A 19,065-nucleotide genomic window follows, 5' to 3' on the forward strand; every position below is an offset into this window, starting at 1 on the left:
AATTAGCTTAAACTGATAAGCAGCAAGAGCAAAAATTCCCCTTTTCCCATGGCTAATCATCTGGCTGAATCTGAAAGTCTTTACCTGCGAAAACACGCCGAAAACCCGATCGATTGGTGGTATTGGTGTGACAGCGCCCTAGAAATTGCCAGGAGAGAAGATAAACCGATCTTTCTCTCGATCGGTTATTCTAGCTGTCATTGGTGTACGGTGATGGAAGGAGAAGCTTTTTCCGATCGGGCTATTGCCGATTATCTCAATCAGTATTTTTTGCCGATCAAAGTCGATCGCGAGGAAAGACCAGACATCGATAGTATCTATATGCAAGCATTGCAGCTGATGGTCGGTCAAGGGGGTTGGCCTCTGAATGTCTTCCTAACACCGGATAGTTTAATTCCCTTCTATGGTGGCACTTATTTTCCCGTGCAACCGCGGTTTAACCGGCCTGGTTTTCTGCAAGTGTTGCAATCGATACGTCGTTATTACGACGAGGAAAAGGAGAAATTAAGCAAATTTACCGCCGAAATACTGGGCGCACTGCGTCAATCGGCTATTTTACCGCGAGCAGAGACCAATTTAGCCGATCCTTCCCTTTTAGCCACAGGAATCGAGAGAAATACGGCGGTGATTCGGGTTAATCCCAATAACTACGGTCGGCCCAGTTTTCCGATGATTCCATATTCTCATCTGGCTTTGCAGGGTAGTCGCTTTGGTGACGATTTTGACGATTCCCTCCGGCAAGCGGCCTATCAACGGGGGGAAGCTCTGGCCTTGGGGGGAATCTATGACCATGTAGGGGGAGGATTCCATCGTTATACGGTGGATTCAACGTGGACAGTTCCCCATTTTGAAAAAATGCTCTACGATAACGGGCAAATTGTCGAATATTTAGCTAATTTGTGGAGTGCTGGTGATCGAGAAGCGGCCTTTGAGAGAGGGATTAAAGGCACGGTTAACTGGCTAAAACGGGAAATGACCGCCCCAGAAGGTTATTTTTATGCGGCCCAAGATGCCGATAGTTTTGAGAAGGCCACGGATGGGGAACCGGAGGAAGGAGCCTTTTATGTCTGGTCGGATTTAGAGTTAAGAGATGATCTCTCGACCGAGGAATTAGGGTTGCTGCAAGCTAATTTTACCGTCACTGCCGAGGGGAATTTTGAGGGACGTAATGTCCTGCAGCGTCGTCAAGGAGGAGAATTATCGTCGGAGATAGAAAATATGCTCGATAAGTTATTTATTCGGCGTTATGGCAGTTCTCAGACCCAATTAGCTCTTTTTCCCCCGGCCAGAGACAATCAAGAGGCGAAAACCGTCTCTTGGCCGGGACGGATTCCGGCGGTAACGGATACGAAAATGATTGTCGCTTGGAATAGTTTGATGATTTCTGGTTTGGCCCGGGCCTTTGCTGTCTTTGGCGAACCTTTGTACTGGCAAATGGCTACTCAAGCGGCCGAGTTTATTCTCAAGCATCAGTGGTTAGATGGACGTTTTCAGCGCTTGAATTATCAGGGTCAGGCCTCGGTTTTAGCCCAATCGGAGGATTTTGCCTATTTTATTAAGGCTTTGCTCGACCTGCAAACGGCTAAACCCCAAGAAACTCCCTGGTTAGAGGCTGCTATCGATTTGCAAGGGGAATTTGATCGCTGGTTTTGGGCTGAGGATGAGGGGGGATATTTTAATACCGCTTCCGATCATAGTCTCGATCTGATCGTGCGAGAACGGGGTTATACGGATAATGCCACCCCTTCAGCCAATGGAATTGCGATCGCTAATTTAGTTCGTCTGTCGCGATTGACGGAAAATCTAGAATATCTCGATCGGGCCGAAAAGGCCTTGCAATCTTTTAGTACCATCCTAGAAGAGTCCCCCACCGCTTGCCCCAGTTTATTTGTCGCTCTCGATCACTATCGTCACGGTTTCTGCCTGCGCGCCCCGGAAAGCTCGATCGAGCGGCTGTTAGGTCGCTATTTGCCCACTGTGGTGTATCGAGTCGATGCCAGTTTGCCGCCTAGCACATTTGGGTTAATTTGTCAAGGGTTATGCTGCCTTGAACCAGCAGAAAATTTAGAACAGTTAGACCGACAAATTGCCGGGGTGATGGCAGGGGAGTCAATACTGCTCGGTTAACTTAAAGATGGTGCGTTCCCCTTGACATCCTCGCCGCCGTAAAACGGACGGCGATTCCCAAACCTCACGATTTGGGTTTCTGCTTCTGTCCCGAAGGATTTTTCGCACCTGCCGCCCCAGTTTTACTCTGTTCTGGTCTTATGGTCGCTCTACAGACTGACACCGCAAGTCCTGCGGCCAAAATATTTTTACTAGCGTTAATATCTCGGTCATGGTGCGTCCCACAGTCTGGACAGTCCCACTCTCGAATATTTAACGGCATTTTCTCAGCAATATACCCACAATTACTACACCTTTTAGAGCTAGGAAACCATCTATCTATTTCGAGGTAATTTCTCCCATACCAACGGCATTTATAGGCTAATTGTCGAGTTATTTCTCCCCAACTAACGTCAGATATTGCCTGAGATAATTTCGGGTTTTTGACCAGATTCTTGACGGCTAAATTCTCAACTACAATCGTTTGGTTTTCACGAACTAATTGAGTGGTTAGCTTGTGTAAATGGTCTTTTCTACTATCAGTAATTTGGGCGTGAATTTTGGCTACTTTGATTCTCGCTTTTTCCCGATTTTTTGAACCTTTCTGTTTTCGAGAAAGGCTTTTCGATGCTCTTCGCAGTCTCTGATAATGCTTTTTAAAATGCTTAGGATTAGACACTTTGTCACCATCGCTGGTAATTACTAGGCTACTAATTCCTAAGTCAATTCCAATGGCTTTATCTGTTACTGGTAATGGCTTAATTGTTGGGTCATCAAATCTTATTGAGATATGCCAGCGTCCAGAAGGATGTAATCTGACTGTTACTGTGCTTGGTTCACAGCTTTCTGGTATTTGTCTTGACCATCGAATAGGTAAAGGTTCTGTGCATTTAGCTAAATAGATTTGTTTGTCTTTAAATTTAAAGGCTGACTTAGTAAATTCGGCACTTCCTCCCTGATGTTTTTTCCTAAAGTTAGGATACTTAGTACGACCAGCAAAGAAGTTAGTGAAAGCTGTTTGTAGGTGTCTTAACCCTTGTTGCAAAGGTACACAGCTTACTTCGTTGAGAAAGTCTAATTCTTCTTGCTTTTTCCAATCAGTTAGCATTGAAGAGGTTTGAGCGTAGCCTACTCTTTCTTGCTTTTCGTACCATGCTTGTGTTCTGAGATGGAGAGCTTTATTGTAAACCAATCTTACACAGCCCAAAGTGCGCCGCAATAGCGACTCTTGTTCGGGTGTGGGGTAAATTCGAAACGAATAGGCTTTTTCCATGCCTCACATTTTAGCATATATTTCGTAAACGATGCTCATATTTAGGGTTTGCTGAATAAATCTAAAAACCTTGTTGGGTAAAACTTTTAGACCTTTTGGCCATCAAAAAGTAATGGATCTGGGAGTGATCGGGGGAAAAATTCCTGGACTTTTTCCCTGAAAATTAGGTAATTGACCCCCTCAAAATCGGTAAAACCCTACACCCCACACCCCACACCCTACACCCTGCCCCCAGGAAAAACTTTTTCAGCAAACCCTATTTAACAGTAAAGCCGTCGTAGAACGACGGGGTTTCAGACCCAAATTTTCGATGATCAAACGAAAGTTAGTTTGAGTCTAGTTTTTAAAAATCCCACAAAAGAAGATTCATATCTCAAATCAGCAACGCCGATTAATATTCCACTTCTAATCGCGCTGCGGTGACAGCATCAAAAGCAAAAGCGAGAACTATAGGCATAGGACAAGCGAGGATGACAGCGATAATTAAAGCTGTCACAGTCAATCCGATCGCCACTCCTAACCAAAGTTTTTCGGCAGGAGATAGACCTTTTTGGCGCTTAATTTTTTGTAACACTTTGGTCGGAATTGGTTCCGGCATCACGGCATTGGGAGGGAATGCCCAATAATTACTGTAGCGTTCGAGAAATAGCTCTGTCCAGCCGTTTTCTTGACACCATTCTTGAATCCATGGTTCGTGAAAGTGTTTCATTGCTTCCCTGTTGACTTTTTCCAGTGATTACTTTAAACATCTCCTGATGTGAACTTCATCCTAGCAAAGCTATCTTAAGCGTCGATCGGATTCAATAAAACTTAATATATGAGTAGTCGCTGAAAGGTAAAGTTAACGGTGAGGTAAGGAGTCAGGAGACAGGAGACTCCGAGACAGGAGACTCCGAGACAGGAGACAGGGATCGGGTTGGGGATTGGGTGTGAGGGAATAGGGAAATAATTGTTAAAAAATTTCGGTTCTTGATTCGGTACAGATTCCTGGCAATTTTTGATCCCAAGTATCGAGGGGAAGGGTATCGAGATAGGCAAAGTCAAAGACAATCCCGAGCGAGGGGATAGCTTGCCATTCGGGGGAATTTAAGAGACGATCAAAATAACCTCCCCCGTAGCCTAAGCGATAACCTTGGCGATCGCAAGCGACGGCGGGAATTAACAGTAAGTCCACTTCGGCCGGTAAAATGAGAGGAGCGATCGCTGTTGGTTCGTAGATGCCATAACGATTTAATTCTAGGGGATCGTCGGCACTCCAACAGTGCCAGGTGAGGCTATCTCCCTCACAACGGGAAAAACCCCAGCGATGGTGTTGGCAAAATAAGGAACTTAAATCCGGCTCTTGACGATGACTGAAGTAAGCGAGAATGGTTTTAGCGTGCTGAAAGAGGGGTAAAGATTGTAAATTTTTGCAAAGTTGCTGACTATTTTCTTGCCAAATATGCTTAGGAAGCGATCGTCTTTGGGCAATTAGTTGTTTGCGTAATTGGGCTTTTTTGGTAGCGGAATCCATAAAATAGAGATAAATATTTCTGTAGTCACAAGATGCTAAATCTATTTAACTCGCTTTTTGGGCGTTATAACGAGAATATCAAGGCCAATGTGGAAATTTACCTTAAATGTCGGCTTGAAGGAACTCTCGGTTTTACCTAGGAGATGAAAGGTTCCGTCAATATAAAACAGCACTTCGACACATTTCGACACATTTCGACAGGCTCAATGTAAAGGCTCAGTGACACGAAGCACAGCTAAAAATAAATGTCTAATCTCAAGAGCAAAATCTCGAATAACTTCTGAAATTGTTAATTGCATTCTAGATGCGTATTTTGAAGTGCGCTTGCTCATATTCGGAGTCATGAGCATCGGCAGTCTTTTTTCTTTTAAGGGTCTTGACATACTTACGAAAAATAGCTACTATGTGAGCATAGCGGATAGGGTAATCAACCGCTCTAAAAACCCATGTAGTCTAATCACTACAACCTCTGCACCTTGACAATCAAAGATATAGGGTTCTACTCAATAGTTCTAGTTTCTCACCTGCTCGTGATGTAAAATCTTTGTAGGAACTAGACAAAGCAGTATTTGAAGCTAACGTTTCAATTAAAGCAAATTTTGTAGAAATACAACTATCGTGGGGCGCACGAAAAGTAACGCGCAGGCGTAAGAACCACCTCTGTTTTAGATAACGCAAGGAATCTAAAGTAAGTGGACTTGTTGAACCAAGAATCCCTCGCTTTTAGCGATGGGAGCGTCAAACCTGGGCAACTTGTCCCTACTGTATTCGTGCTAAATGGTTGCTGGGTTGGAAAGGAGTAAAATACACCGAATACAAGATTGATGGGGATGAAAGCGCTCGTCAAGCCATGGCCGAACGTGCCAAGGGTAAACGCAGTGTACCACAGATTTTTATTAATAATGAACCTATAGGTGGTGGTGATGATTTGTATGCTTTGGATGGTCAGAAAAAATTAGATAATTTATTGGCTAAATGTGGGACTATCTAAAGTCTATTGACGAAAAAGCCTATGAGAAACATCGGCAATGGATGCAGTTAGCTTTAAATTTAGCGGCAACTGCGGGGGACCGGGGTGATGTACCTGTGGGAGCGGTTATCGTGGATAAACAGGGCAATTTAATCGCTCAAGGGGCTAATTGCAAGGAAAAACACCATGATTCCACGGCTCACGCTGAAATTCTGGCGATTCGTGCTGCTAGTCAGCTGTTGGGCAATTGGCACTTAAATGATTGTACCCTCTACGTCACCCTCGAACCCTGTCCCATGTGTGCCGGGGCAATCATTCAGGCTAGATTAGGATTATTAGTGTACGGTGCTGACGATCCGAAAACAGGAGTTATCCGCACTGTGGCTAATTTTATTGATAGTCCTTTTTCTAACCATCGTTTACCGGTAATCGCGGGAATTTTAGCTAAGGAATCGGGGGAATTATTACAAACTTGGTTTGAGAAAAAAAGAAATATTTCAAGGAGTCAGTCCCGATGAAAAAATTTTCACCCCCACAGATGAAAGAGGTTTCCTTCCCTACACCCCACACCCCACACCCTACACCCTCTTTCAAGTCAGGGAGATAGGAGTTAATATCAAATTAGGTTACACTTCTTCTTTATGAGAAGGGCTGTAAGGAGAATTAACGATGAATAATTGGAAAAGTACTATTCACCCCGGTGAAATTTTAGCTGATGAATTAGAGGAAATTAATCTTGATGTTTTTCAGCTTGCAAAAAGGGTTATAGCGGTATGCAGTCGAATGAGGTATACTGCAACAAGCTATAAGTCAGTCTAGGCAATACTTTATCTGTATCTCACTCAAGCGAATACCGCTATAGTTCGGGGTGACTTAGCACCATTACAAGCCGCTTTCAACAGTAGTATTGGTAGTCCTAAATACGATCCCACTGCTGATATTAATGGAGACGGTGGAATCAATTTAGGTGACTTCTTAGTCTTAAATTCTGACTACGGACTAAGCTTGTTCTAACCTAATTTATAGCAATGAAAAGTGTAGAGTTTATGGTGCGTTAGGTCAAAAAAATAAAATTAACAATCTGCCGTAACGCACCACCTCTATCATTCAATTTATGCGTTACCCTATCGCTCTTCACAACCTACGAGTGCCACGAGTAATCTACAACCTGATTTAGTCTTATCCATTCACAAATTGACAGAAAATTATGCCTAATTTAGCCGTTGAATTTAATCTGAGGGAAGACATCGCAGGAACCCCCGGTGGATTCCTTAATCAAAATAATCCCTTAAATATAGGCGATCGCTTTTTTGTTCAAGTCTTAATGAGGGATATTCATAGTAATCCTATCGGATTAACTGGTAGTGCTATCAATCTCAATTTTGAAGCCAACAAAATCCAAAATATTGACATTCCTTTTAATCCAGTTGATGATAACAGTCCCTTAGTTACTGCTAACTTTACTCTCTTTCGGGGAGGAACCTTAAATAACATTAATGGGACAATTACCGACTTAGGGGGAGCATCTTTTCCTGCTGCCGGTTTAGGTTCAATCTTGGGACTGAATCAACTAGAACAATTTAGCTTAATGCACTTTCAAGTTATCGGAAAAGGTAGCTCTAATTTAAGCCTAAATGTAGATTTGAGTCAAACAAATTTTGCTGATGGAACCTTAGCCGCTAATGATCCAACTAATCTAAGTCAATTAATTCAAATTGTCCCTATTGTCCCCGCCAATGACCCTGTAACTATACCTGAACCCAGTCTAAATATAGGTTTATTTATCCTACTAGGCGTTATACCTGTTCTCAAGAAACAGTATGCCAAAAGAGTGTAGATTGCCTGTTTGCGGCTATCAATTCCGTCAAAAAAACACGCATCAACAATCCGCCGTAACGCACCACCTCTATTATTAAATCGGTGCGTTACGCTATTGTGCTTCATACCCTACGGGTAAGCAGACAACTCCAATGAACCAAACAACCGCTAATTATGATGAACCTTGGAAAGAAGCATTAACCTAGAAAACAGGTTTCTTCGAGAAACCCGTTTTCTGGACTTTAAGACAAAAAAACGTTTCACCGGCACGGAATGGCTGGTAAATATCCTCAAGGGTTACAGGTTCACCCATAGACTGAGATCGAAAACAAAACACCCCAAGAGAGCGAGAGAGCAAAAACGAGAAAAATATTAAGAATTGTGTAAAAAGCTTGACAAATAGGCAAAAGTGCAGGTTGCAAAACCGAGGACTAGGCCAACTGGTGGATACGATGCACAGTCAGTATTCAGGTGTTGATTCGGTAAGACCGGCACTCAAATTAATATCCGCAACCATAGATAAAACGTTATATAAATCTAACTAATAATTTACTTGAGTAATTGGTATTTTACAAATCGCTGAAAGCAAGTCACCATAGGAATTAAGCAAATGCAGTTCCGAATCAAATCCTGTGGGAGATAGAAATTATGGTTGCTTTAATCACCCCAAAACCCGCTAAAACCAGCCGTTTAACCACACAAATCCAAAAAATAGCCGAAAATACCTTTACCTTACGCTGTTTGGATTGGGACCGCGATCGCTTTGATATCGAATTTGGTTTAGAAAACGGTACCACTTATAACTCTTTTGTTATTCAAGGGGAAAAAACCGCCCTAATTGATACATCTCACCGCAAATTCGATCGCCTTTATCTGGATGAATTAACTAAACTAATCAACATCAATCATCTTGATTATTTAATTATCAGTCACACCGAACCCGACCACAGTGGTTTAGTCAAAGAAGTTTTAGAATTAGTCCCAGAAGTTACCGTGGTGGGGGCAAAAGTTGCCATGCAATTCCTCGAAAACATGGTACACAGACCCTTTAAACAGTTAATCGTTAAAAGTGGTGATACTTTAGATTTAGGTAATGGTCATGTCTTAGAATTTGTTTCGGCCCCTAATCTTCATTGGCCTGATACTATCTTCACTTTTGATGCTAAAACTGCCACCCTTTTTACCTGTGATGCCTTCGGAATGCACTTTTGCGATGATCAAACCTATGATCGAGAAAAAGAGCTGCTAGAAGCCGATTTTCAAACCTATTATGACTGTCTGATGCGACCGAATGCTCGTTCGGTTTTAGGGGCAATTAAAAGAATCGAGAAATTTGAGATTAATCTCATTGCCACTGGTCACGGTCCCCTATTAAAACACCATATTTCTGATTGGGTGGGACGCTATCAAACTTGGAGTCAAGAACAAACTTCTGCCGATACTTTAGTGGCTGTATTCTTTACCCAAGATTACGGACAAAGCGAACATTTAGCTACTATGATCAGTCAGGGGTTGACTAAAACTGATGTGGTGACAGAATTAGTCGATATGAATAATGCTGATCCCCACGAAGTCAGAGAATTAATCAATCAATCGAAGGGAGTTGTCATCGGAATGCCTCCCCAATCTTCCCTGATTAACCAGACGATTTTAAGCACGATTCTTGCTTCAGTCAATGGCAAACAAGCAGTAGGATTATTTGAGTCAGGAGGTGGGGAAGATGAACCAATTTTTCCCTTAAGAAATAAATTACAGGAAATGGTCGCGATCGAAGCTTTTCCTCCTCTTTTAGTTAAAGACAATCCCAGTCAATCCCTCGATTTTATTGCCGATGAAGCAGGAACCGACCTCGGCCAATGGTTAAGCCGAGAAAAAACGATTAAACAAATTAAGTCGATTAACAACGACTTAGAAAAAGCTCTAGGACGTATTAGCACCGGATTATACCTAATTACTTCACAAAAAGCTGATTTATCTAGCGCCATGATTGCCTCTTGGGTGACACAAGCAAGTTTAAATCCTTTAGGTGTGGCGATTGCAGTGGCTAAAGATCGGGCAATGGTATCCTTTTTACAGCCTAGCGATACCTTTGTTTTAAATGTTTTGGCTGAGGATAATTATCAGAAATTAATGAAACATTTCCTCAAGCGTTTCTCTCCCGGTGCCAATCGTTTTGAAGGCATTAAAACCTATACTGCTAACAATGGATCACCAATTTTAGCCGATGCCTTAGCTTACATAGAATGTGAAGTCACCAGTCGTTTAGATTGCGGCGATCATTGGGTAGTTTATTGTACCGTTAATACCGGACGAGTTGCCCGTTTAGATACCTTAACTGCTGTCCATCATCGCAAAGTTGGCAATCATTATTAACAGTTACCAGTTATCAGTTAACAGTTATCAGTTATCAGTTATCAGTTATCAGATGTGAGTTATCAGATGTGAGTTTTCATGGGATAGTGTTAAGTAGGAAGTTACCGCTTTATTTTCACTGATTACTGTTTACTGCTCACTGATAACTGAAACATCCAATTCTATCAATCTTAGGAGCAATAAAATGTACGAACCAATTAAAAAACCTTCCCCAATGATGGTGAGAGTAGTGCAAGTCTTAGAAATGATTCAAGATTTAATTGTCATTTCTCTCTGTATTGGTTTATTTAGCTTCATGGTGTTAGAAGTCAGAGAAATGTTTATGTCTCTGCTGCCACCGATTCAATTTCGGATTGTTACCGCCGATATTTTATTCCTCTTAATTCTGGTAGAATTGTTCCGATTGTTAATTATTTATTTGCAAGAAAAACGAGTTTCTATCGGTGTTGCCGTGGAAGTTTCTATCGTCTCGGTTTTGCGAGAATTAATTGTCAGAGGAGTCCTAGAAACTAATTGGACACAAGTATTAGCAGCCTGTGCTTTTCTAATAGTTCTCGGTGCCTTAATGGTGTTAAGAGTTTGGCTTCCTCCCACCTTTGAAGGTATCGATCCCGAACAAAAAGTTTCTGAGCGTTATCGTCAACATTTAGTTAAAGACTTAACTGAAATAAACAGCAAAACTTAATCAGTTATCAGTTATCAGTTATCAGTTAGAAGGGGATAGGTAAATGGGGGAATAGGGTAATGGGGAGATAGAGTAATTTCCACTAAAACCCTAAAACCTCACTCCCCCAACACCCCACACCCCACACCCCACACCGAACAACTAATAACCAAATTAACAACTATGACCACTACTACCTTAATTCCCAATCCTGCTATTAATAATCGCTCCCGCGATGTTCAAACCGCAGAAATAGCCGATCAAACTTGGGTTTTTCGCTCCCGTACTTGGGACAGATTAAAATTTGAAATAGAATATGCTCGTCAACGGGGAACCACCGCTAATTCCTATCTGATCCGTGGTGATCAAACCGCCTTAATTGATCCTCCCGGAGAATCATTCACCGAAATTTATTTAGAAGAAATTCGTCAATATATCTCCTTACATCGTCTCGATTATCTGATTCTCAGTCACGTTAATCCCAACCGTATTGTCACTTTAAAGGCATTATTAGCCGAAACCCATCAAATCACCATCCTCTGTTCTAAATCTGCCGTCAATACCCTTAAAAATGCCTTGCCCGCCGCACAAATTTTGGGCATACGAACCGATGAAATTATTGATTTAGGGCAAGGTCATCAACTAAGCTTTATTAATGTCCCTACGCCACGCTGGCCTGATGGTATCTGCACTTTTGACCAAAAAACCCAAATTTTATACAGCGATAAATTCTTTAGTGTGCATCTGTGCGGTGACGATATTTGGGATAAAAATTGGAAAGAATTAGACGCAGATCGTCGTTATTATTTTGATTGTCTCCATGCTGTGCAATCAAAACCAGTAGAAACAGCCCTCGACAAAATTAAAGAATTTCCCGCCCAATATTATGCACCCGCCCACGGTCCGATAATTCGTTATAGTCTTAGTCGTCTTGCCCACGATTATCGTTATTGGTGTCAAGAACAAAAAACTCGACCCCTACAAGTGGCTTTATTATATGCTTCTGCCTACGGAAATACTGCCACCCTGGCCCGCTCGATCGAACGAGGATTATTAGAAAATGATCTGGCCGTAGAATCAATCAATTGTGAGTTTGCCACCCCTGCCGAAATTAGTCAAGCGATCGAAAATTGTGACGGATTTATTATCGGTTCTCCCACCTTAGCCGGTCATGCTCCTACCCAGATTCAAACCGCTTTAGGAATTGTTCTTTCTACGGCAGCAAAAACTAAATTAGCTGGGGTTTTTGGTTCCTATGGTTGGAGTGGGGAAGCTGTAGATTTAATTGAAACTAAACTCAAAGATGCCAATTATCGCCTCGGTTTTGAATCCTTGCGCGTGCGTTTTAACCCCACAGAAAGCAGTTTACAAGCAGGTTATTTAGCCGGAGAAACCTTCGCCCGGACCTTGAAAAAAACCAAAAAATTGCGGGTTCCCCAACAGGGAATGACCGAGGCACAAATCGATCGCACTGCCCAGGCCGTTGGCCGGATCGTCGGTTCCCTCTCTGTTCTCACCACTCGCCAGGGCGAGGATCATGCTGGTTTCTTGACCTCTTGGGTATCCCAAGCCAGTTTTAACCCCCCGGGGCTAATTATCGCCGTTGCTGACGAACAAGCCGCCGATCGCCTAATTAACTCGGGAACCGCCTTTATCTTGAATATTCTCAAGGAAGGGCGCAATTTACGCCGCCATTTTTCCAATCGCATCAAATCTGGCGGCGATGTCTTTACGGGATTAGAAACCCAAGTCGGGGAAAATGGCTGTCTGATTTTAAGTGAAAGTCTCGCCTATCTAGAGTGTACGGTCAAAGAGCGACAACTCTGCGGCGATCGCTGGTTAGTCTATGCTACCGTCGAGCGGGGTCAAGTTTTGGATAGTAACGGTGTCACCGCCATCGGTCATCGCAAATCCGGCGGTCAGTATTAAAACCGGACCAGCGGGGTCAAGCTCCTGACTTTCCCGTGTGGTCTGCCTGGATTTCTGGGAAACAAATGTTATGTTAGTATCTAAAGTTATCATTCAGGGCTATTTTGTCTTTGTTTTCCCATGAAAAAATTGCCGCTAATACTGTCGGTGGGGAGTGTCGCTCTATTGTTGGTGGGATGTCCAACTTCTGACCAAGCTAATCAATCCCCACCGATTACCCAAGAAACCCCCACCCCCTCTCCTAGTCCCCCGGCTGCCCAACCACCTGCCTTTAGCAATCCTGTGCAACCAGCTACCGAACCACCCCCCCTAAGGGTAGCTGGATTAATTCCCGCCACCGATTCCCGACCAAAAACGGGCAGAAATTAACCGCGGTCGCAGCGATCCCTTCGCTATTTTGCCTCTGCAGCCCAATATTACGATTACAGTGGAGGAAGAACCCCCAACTGGGACTCCGGCGGCCACTGGCGCACCTGCACCAGGAGGCAATCGTCCCGCACCCGCACCCGCATCCGTAGGCAATCGTCCCACCCCCGGACGACCGATAGTGAAAGCGCCGCCACCACCACCGCAACCGACGGAAGCGGAAGAAGTGCAAGTATCAGGCATCGTCCAATTACCTACCACTCCTATGGCGATCGTGAAAGCCCCCAGAGAAGCCACGGAACGTCGAGTTATCCCCGGTTCTACCCTCTCTAATGGTTTAATTTTAGTTAAAGCGATCGATACTAATCCCAAAAACCCCTCTATTGTCCTAGAACAATACGGTCGAACTATTACCCGTCGTTTAGGGGATGGTGTCCCCGAACCCGCCGCCGCACCGCAAGCCTCGATCAGTTATAATGTTTCCGAATCAGGAGAATAAAACCCGTGCGATCGATTGCTATTCAACAAAAACAAACCATTATTTATCCGCGAATGCCCTTGGCTATCTATCGAGAATTAGCCAGCCATTTACAACAGGTTCAGGGTGTGGAAACCCATCTCACTCCCCAGCAGTTCCAACAATTCGATTATCACCAAAGTCAGATCGGTAGTTTGGAAATTAACTATACCCAGGCTTTTCAGGAAAGCGATCGCACTCTGGTCACGGCAATTCTCGATTATTATGCCCAACGTCACGGCTCCTATCAGCTTTCCTAAGCTTTCTCTCCTCACCTTTTCCCCAATTACCGACCTTCTTCTTAAAAACTAAAAGTATTTTATAGGATTTATCTTAATGCTGGGGATGATGCCAGATATCGTCATACTTCATCTAAACTTAAGTAGGGTTTGCGGCAAAAAGTACGGGCGAAGCATTCGGATAGAAAATCTCCGGTTTCACCGATAGGTTATTGCCCGAATGCTTCGCCCCTACAGGACGCGGGCCGATGAAGACCCAAGGTTTTGAAGCACGATTCTCTCAAAATCTTGCACCTGTTTCACGAGAAAAGCCATAAAACCCTTACCTTGCCTACATTTCACATTTATTCAGCAAGCCCTAAGTAGGTAGGTATTAAAAACAAACTTTCAGATGCCCCCCTTATTAAGGGTAGGGTTCATTCATGAATCAACCCTACCTTTTATAAAAATTAAAATCTTTCTGATTTTAAGCCACCGACGACCAGAGGTAATCACTGATAACTGCTCACTGATAACTGATAACTGATAACCGATAACCGATAACTGCTCACTGATAACTGAAATGATCCTGCCCAATTCCCTAGAAGAAACAATCCTGCAAGCGAAAGCCGCCACCCAACTGGCTCTAGAATCAGGAGCTAGACGCATACAAGTGGAATTAGTTATCCCAGAAATTGCTCTACAAGCGCAAGCTTTAGCCCTTGATTTTACCTCTATTTTTGACAGTTATGGTTCTGGTTTAAGGGTAATTTTTCCCGATACTGGGGCTGCCATGTTAGCTCGACGGGATTGGGGAGAAACAGTTTTTCAACTGGGAGATTTAGGTAGTCGTTTTATTCCCGTCGAAGACAAAATTAAGCCCGAAGATGAAGCTTTTTTAGTTGTTTGTCCCTCCTCGGTGGAGATTAATTCCGTAGAAAAACTCTGTTACCTTGCCGAAGATCGCCCCGTAGTTCTTCTGATTCCCCAATTGGAAGATGTATCGGTAGTGGGTATCGGTTACGCAGCCCGACAATTACGAGAAAGATTTTTAAGTACCCTAGAAAGTTGTTATTATTTTCGTCCCTTGGAATCAGCGATCGTTTATCGTTCCTATCCCTCTTTGTGGCAAGTTTGGCTCGAAAAAGAAGACGGTTACGACTTAATTTCTGAACAATCCACTAAACCCATGGGCGAAGCTTTAGAAAATCTGATTCTGAAAGCTTCTAGTAATAATCCTAATGATAGTTCTAATCCTGCTAATAAAGCCAAAAAATCTGGTTTATTTGCCACTATGGGACGCTTCTTAAAAGCATTGCAACAGTGACATATTCCCCCCGTCACAGCCTAGCTTGACGGGGGATTTTTTCCCCATTGCTGTTAGAAATTCCTTACTTTGACGGATTGACCTCGATTGCAACTTTTGTTCTTCTATTTTAACCTATAATTGGGCAATGCTATAATAAAATTAATCGGTAGTTTCCTAGAGGTAAACTTTTATGATCGTCAATAAGCGAGAACTCAAGCAAACCTTAAATCGGGTGTACTTGAAAATTAAGCCTGATACTGAAACAATTCAGGTTTTTCAAGCTAATTTGACGCGCTTGTTGGAGCAATGTGACAGCAAAAAGTCTGAAGAGTTTAATAAAAATTTGCTGATAGATTTTTTGAAAAATACCTATTATACTGATCGCTATTTTATCAATACAAAAGAGCGCATCGATCTGGTAATTCATAATAACCAGGATGTTAAAAGTCCAGTGGGGGTTATTTTTGAGACGAAGAAACCTAGTCGGACAATAAATGCAGAAATGCCAAGACTGGATCATCTCAATACTAAGGCTTTTCAGCAGTTAGTTTTATATTTTCTCCGCGAAAGGGTGACGGATAAAAATCTTGAGATTAAACACTTGATCGTGACAAATATTTATGAGTGGTTTATTTTCGATGGGAAGATTTTTGAGGAGTTGTTTTTTGCTAATAAGGCTCTAGTTAACCAGTTTTGCGATTTTGAAGCAGGGAGACTGAGTAGTACGAAAACGGATTTTTTCTATCAACAAATTGCCGAACCAGCCATCACTAAAGTTATGGAGCAAATTAAGTTTACTCATTTTGATCTGCGAGAACTGGAAAATTTAGATTTGCTGGATATTTACAAGATTCTTTCGCCAGAGCATTTACTTAAGTTACCTTTTGTTAATGACAGTAATACTTTAAATAAGCCTTTTTATAATGAGCTTTTGTATATTATTGGTTTGACGGAAGTTAAGGATAAAGGGAAAAAATTAATCGGACGAATGAAAGAAGGCGATCGCTGTGATGGTTCCCTGATTGAAAATGCGATTAGTCGGTTGGATAGTTTAGATAAAATTGCACAATTAAAAAATCCTGAAGAGTTTGGAACTACGGATGAGGAACGGCTTTTTAATGTGGCGTTGCGGTTATCAATTAATTGGATTAATCGGGTTTTGTTTCTCAAATTATTGGAAGCGCAGTTAATTAAATATCATCAAGGCGATCGAGATTTTGCCTTTCTCAATTTGGCGAAAGTTCCCAGTTATGATGATCTCGATAGTTTGTTTTTTGATGTGTTAGCCAGGGAGACAAATAAGCGCGAGGCTAAGGTTAAAACGACTTTTGCTCATGTACCTTATTTAAATAGTTCGTTATTTGAGCCAACGGAGACGGAACAGCAAACGATTGTCATTGGCAATTTGCGGGAGCGAACTTTACCCATTTTTGCAGGTACGGTGCTAAAAGATAATCAGGGTAATAAGCGAGTAGATGAGTTGAATGCTTTAGCTTATTTGTTTGAGTTTTTGGATGCTTATAAATTTGATCGAGATGAGTTAGAAAATCCTCAAGAAGATAGCGAAAAGTTAATTAATGCTTCGGTGTTGGGGTTAATTTTTGAAAAGATTAATGGTTATAAGGACGGTTCTTTTTATACGCCGAGTTTTATTACCATGTATATGTGTCGGGAAACGATACGACGAGCGATTGTGCAGAAGTTTAAGGAAGTAAAAGGCTGGAATTGTCAAAGTTTAGATGATTTGTATGAACGAATTGAGGATAAAAAAGAGGCGAATACTATTATTAATAGTCTAAAGATTTGTGATCCAGCGGTGGGTTCGGGACATTTTTTAGTTTCCGCTTTAAATGAGATAATCGCGATTAAGAGTGAGTTACGGGTTTTATTAGATAGTTCGGGTAAGTCGCTAAAAGATTATCGGGTAGAGGTGCGAAATGATAAGTTACTGGTTTACGATGATGAGGGAAATTTATTTGCTTATCATCCCCATAACCAAGAAAAGCAACGAGTACAGAAAGCCTTATTTCATGAGAAACAGACGATTATCGAGGGGTGTTTATTTGGGGTGGATATTAACCCTAATTCCGTGACGATTTGTCAGTTGCGGTTATGGATTGAGCTTTTAAAGAATGCTTATTATCGAGAGGATGGCAACTTGGAAACTTTGCCAAATATTGATATTAATATCAAGTGTGGTAATTCTTTGATTAGTCGGTTTGCTTTGGATGTGGATGTTAAACAGGTTTTACAGAAGCAGAAGTTTAGTATTGAGCAATATCGCAATGCGGTACAGACTTATCGCAATGCGGAAAATAAGGAACAAAAGCAGCAGATGAAAACGCTGATTGCTAAGATTAAGGCTGGTTTTAGTGCTAATTTATTAATTGGTGATCCTAAGAAGGTGAAGTTACGTCAATTACAAGGGGAGCTTTATAATCTGGAAAATCAGGGTTTATTATTTGAGGAGACTAAGACGGAGCAAAAAGCGCGGGAGAAAAAAGTTACTAAGTTAAATAATGAGATTGATAAGCTAACTGCTGAAATTGCAGATATTGAAAGCGGTAGGCTGTATGAAAATGCTTTGGAATGGCGGTTTGAGTTTCCCGAAGTGTTAAATGATGACGGGGATTTTGTTGGGTTTGATGTGGTGATTGGGAATCCTCCTTATTTGGTAGTCTTTAATAAGAATCTCAAAAACCTGTATGAACAAAATTATCCTGAATTTAGGAGGAATAATGATCTATATGTTGCTTTTATTAAAATGGTTTGTCCATTAATTAAGCCAAATTATGTTTTTTCTTTTATCACGCCTAATACTTTTATTAAAGGAACCTATTTTGAACAAATAAGAAATTTTTTGGCAAAACAATATCAAATTTTAGAAATTATTGACTTTGGCAATTATCTTATATTTCAAGAAGTAAATGTTTTTTGTGCGATCACTATTGCAATAAGTATTAAGCCTCAAAAGAGTTGGATTCTTAAAAGTAATACCAAAACAATAAAAGGCACAATTGAACCAGGCGTAACAGACTTTATCATCAAAAATAGTATTATTTATAAACTTGACAGACTTCCCAAGTTTGATACATTTTTCTATATTAAAGATGTTGGCTTTAACTATTGGAGTGAAGGAAGAGGAAAAGTAAGAGGTGGTTCCATCGGTAGTAGGGTATTTTACCAAGGTAACAAAGAAAAATATAATGATATTCTTTATATCAAAGGTATAGATTTAAAAAGGTATTCAATCTCTTTTTCAAATAATTATTTGAGAGGTGAGTGGAAAAGTTATTTAAACGCAAATGACACTTTTAGATTTAGTGACGATTTCTTAAAAAGAAATCTAAAAATAGTTTATAGACAAACAAGCAATAAACTAATTGGTGCATTAGATGATCAACAGCTTTACACGGATAAAACAGTTCATTTAATTGTGAATAAAGAAAATTTTAACTTTGATTTAAAATATGTGTTAGCTCTATTTAATAGCCAACTTCTAAATTATTTTTTTCGGTCATTTAAAGAAGAGGAAGGTAGAGCATTTGCTCAAGTAAAAACTGTTGACATTAAAAATCTTCCCTTTCAAGAAATCGAAAAAGATAAACAAAAACCATTTATTAAATTAGTAGATCAAATTCTCGCCGCAAAAAAAGACGATCCTACTGCTGACACAAGCGAATTAGAAAAGCAGATTGATCACTTAGTTTACAAACTCTATCAACTCACCTATAATGAAGTAAAAATCATTGATCCAGAATTTGAGCTTACAGAACAAGAATATCTGGACTTACCCCAAGCAAAAATACTAAAAAACTAACCAACCCCTTACTGCATGGGGCTTCTAAGAAAAATTGACAAGCCACCAATTGGTATGATATCCTCGCCTTATCTAGAAGTTTTTTGGAAATTCACCCCTCCCAAATCCCATCTTTGTCATCACTATTTTCAGAGAAATTAATCCTCTTGTTTAGTTAGGGTTTGCTGAAAAAGTACGGGCGAAGCATTC

Annotated in this window: 14 protein-coding genes and 3 pseudogenes; 14 read left to right on the plus strand and 3 right to left on the minus strand. The window is 41.3% G+C overall.

Annotation, left to right across the window (positions count from 1 at the left end; translation table 11 throughout):
* The first annotated feature begins 48 nt into the window (after positions 1–48).
* Positions 49–2,127, plus strand: a complete 2,079-nt coding sequence (locus tag GQR42_RS05260; RefSeq protein ID WP_158199173.1) for a thioredoxin domain-containing protein — start codon at positions 49–51, stop codon at positions 2,125–2,127.
* Positions 2,128–2,191: 64 nt separating this feature from the next.
* Here the strand turns inward: GQR42_RS05260 and GQR42_RS05265 are convergent, their stop codons facing one another.
* From GQR42_RS05265 to GQR42_RS05275, 3 genes are all read right to left on the minus strand, one after another.
* Positions 2,192–3,379: an RNA-guided endonuclease InsQ/TnpB family protein gene (locus GQR42_RS05265; RefSeq protein ID WP_158199174.1), complete on the minus strand. Its 1,188-nt coding sequence runs from the start codon at positions 3,377–3,379 to the stop codon at positions 2,192–2,194.
* Between the two features lie 391 nt (positions 3,380–3,770).
* Entirely contained in the window at positions 3,771–4,088 is a 318-nt protein-coding gene (locus GQR42_RS05270; RefSeq protein WP_158199175.1) for a hypothetical protein, read from the minus strand.
* Between the two features lie 243 nt (positions 4,089–4,331).
* A complete protein-coding gene (locus tag GQR42_RS05275; protein ID WP_158199176.1) occupies positions 4,332–4,892 on the minus strand; it encodes a 5-formyltetrahydrofolate cyclo-ligase in 561 nt (186 codons plus the stop codon).
* A gap of 32 nt (positions 4,893–4,924) precedes the next feature.
* Here GQR42_RS05275 and GQR42_RS30265 point away from each other — a divergent pair.
* The 13 genes and pseudogenes from GQR42_RS30265 to GQR42_RS05340 form a co-directional block, all read left to right on the plus strand.
* A pseudogene (locus tag GQR42_RS30265) lies at positions 4,925–4,993 on the plus strand (glutaredoxin 3); the annotation flags it as partial.
* Positions 4,994–5,625: 632 nt separating this feature from the next.
* Positions 5,626–5,883, plus strand: a pseudogene (gene grxC / locus GQR42_RS05285) (glutaredoxin 3); the annotation flags it as partial.
* A complete protein-coding gene (tadA, locus tag GQR42_RS05290; RefSeq protein ID WP_158199177.1) occupies positions 5,868–6,380 on the plus strand; it encodes a tRNA adenosine(34) deaminase TadA in 513 nt (170 codons plus the stop codon). The pseudogene grxC and the gene tadA, both read left to right, overlap by 16 nt.
* Entirely contained in the window at positions 6,340–6,507 is a 168-nt protein-coding gene (locus GQR42_RS05295; protein ID WP_158199178.1) for a hypothetical protein, read from the plus strand. The genes tadA and GQR42_RS05295 overlap by 41 nt, the downstream gene beginning before the upstream one ends.
* A 24-nt stretch (positions 6,508–6,531) precedes the next feature.
* Positions 6,532–6,681 (plus strand): hypothetical protein, encoded by a 150-nt coding sequence (locus GQR42_RS28355; protein ID WP_233271278.1) that lies wholly within the window; start codon positions 6,532–6,534, stop codon positions 6,679–6,681.
* 388 nt (positions 6,682–7,069) lie between these two features.
* Complete coding sequence (locus tag GQR42_RS05305) at positions 7,070–7,699, plus strand: PEP-CTERM sorting domain-containing protein (RefSeq protein ID WP_158199179.1); 630 nt, start codon at positions 7,070–7,072, stop codon at positions 7,697–7,699.
* A 629-nt stretch (positions 7,700–8,328) separates the two neighbouring features.
* Positions 8,329–10,053 carry a diflavin flavoprotein gene (locus GQR42_RS05310; protein ID WP_158199180.1) on the plus strand — a complete coding sequence of 575 codons (1,725 nt, stop codon included), beginning with the start codon at positions 8,329–8,331 and terminating at the stop codon, positions 10,051–10,053.
* Between the two features lie 184 nt (positions 10,054–10,237).
* Positions 10,238–10,738 (plus strand): phosphate-starvation-inducible PsiE family protein, encoded by a 501-nt coding sequence (locus tag GQR42_RS05315; RefSeq protein ID WP_158199181.1) that lies wholly within the window; start codon positions 10,238–10,240, stop codon positions 10,736–10,738.
* A gap of 162 nt (positions 10,739–10,900) precedes the next feature.
* Positions 10,901–12,646: a diflavin flavoprotein gene (locus GQR42_RS05320; RefSeq protein ID WP_158199182.1), complete on the plus strand. Its 1,746-nt coding sequence runs from the start codon at positions 10,901–10,903 to the stop codon at positions 12,644–12,646.
* Positions 12,647–12,766: 120 nt separating this feature from the next.
* Positions 12,767–13,511 (plus strand): annotated as a pseudogene (locus GQR42_RS05325) (hypothetical protein).
* Positions 13,512–13,516: 5 nt separating this feature from the next.
* Complete coding sequence (locus GQR42_RS05330) at positions 13,517–13,789, plus strand: hypothetical protein (protein WP_158199183.1); 273 nt, start codon at positions 13,517–13,519, stop codon at positions 13,787–13,789.
* Between the two features lie 541 nt (positions 13,790–14,330).
* Entirely contained in the window at positions 14,331–15,074 is a 744-nt protein-coding gene (locus GQR42_RS05335; RefSeq protein ID WP_158199184.1) for a DUF1995 family protein, read from the plus strand.
* A 172-nt stretch (positions 15,075–15,246) separates the two neighbouring features.
* Positions 15,247–18,876 carry a type IIG restriction enzyme/methyltransferase gene (locus GQR42_RS05340; RefSeq protein WP_158199185.1) on the plus strand — a complete coding sequence of 1,210 codons (3,630 nt, stop codon included), beginning with the start codon at positions 15,247–15,249 and terminating at the stop codon, positions 18,874–18,876.
* Positions 18,877–19,065 lie beyond the last annotated feature (189 nt).

The sequence above is a fragment of the Microcystis aeruginosa FD4 genome, from assembly GCF_009792235.1.
Taxonomy (GTDB): Bacteria; Cyanobacteriota; Cyanobacteriia; order Cyanobacteriales; family Microcystaceae; genus Microcystis; species Microcystis viridis.

What these genes read in the sequence shown, in the direction of transcription:
- GQR42_RS28355 (WP_233271278.1), top strand. Translation starts at nt 6,532, where the DNA reads ATGAATAATTGGAAAAGTACTATTCACCCCGGTGAAATTTTAGCTGAT.
- GQR42_RS05265 (WP_158199174.1), bottom strand. Translation starts at nt 3,379, where the DNA reads ATGGAAAAAGCCTATTCGTTTCGAATTTACCCCACACCCGAACAAGAG.
- GQR42_RS05315 (WP_158199181.1), top strand. Translation starts at nt 10,238, where the DNA reads ATGTACGAACCAATTAAAAAACCTTCCCCAATGATGGTGAGAGTAGTG.
- GQR42_RS05320 (WP_158199182.1), top strand. Translation starts at nt 10,901, where the DNA reads ATGACCACTACTACCTTAATTCCCAATCCTGCTATTAATAATCGCTCC.
- GQR42_RS05275 (WP_158199176.1), bottom strand. Translation starts at nt 4,892, where the DNA reads ATGGATTCCGCTACCAAAAAAGCCCAATTACGCAAACAACTAATTGCC.
- GQR42_RS05270 (WP_158199175.1), bottom strand. Translation starts at nt 4,088, where the DNA reads ATGAAACACTTTCACGAACCATGGATTCAAGAATGGTGTCAAGAAAAC.
- GQR42_RS05335 (WP_158199184.1), top strand. Translation starts at nt 14,331, where the DNA reads ATGATCCTGCCCAATTCCCTAGAAGAAACAATCCTGCAAGCGAAAGCC.
- GQR42_RS05340 (WP_158199185.1), top strand. Translation starts at nt 15,247, where the DNA reads ATGATCGTCAATAAGCGAGAACTCAAGCAAACCTTAAATCGGGTGTAC.
- GQR42_RS05260 (WP_158199173.1), top strand. Translation starts at nt 49, where the DNA reads ATGGCTAATCATCTGGCTGAATCTGAAAGTCTTTACCTGCGAAAACAC.
- GQR42_RS05310 (WP_158199180.1), top strand. Translation starts at nt 8,329, where the DNA reads ATGGTTGCTTTAATCACCCCAAAACCCGCTAAAACCAGCCGTTTAACC.
- tadA (WP_158199177.1), top strand. Translation starts at nt 5,868, where the DNA reads ATGTGGGACTATCTAAAGTCTATTGACGAAAAAGCCTATGAGAAACAT.
- GQR42_RS05305 (WP_158199179.1), top strand. Translation starts at nt 7,070, where the DNA reads ATGCCTAATTTAGCCGTTGAATTTAATCTGAGGGAAGACATCGCAGGA.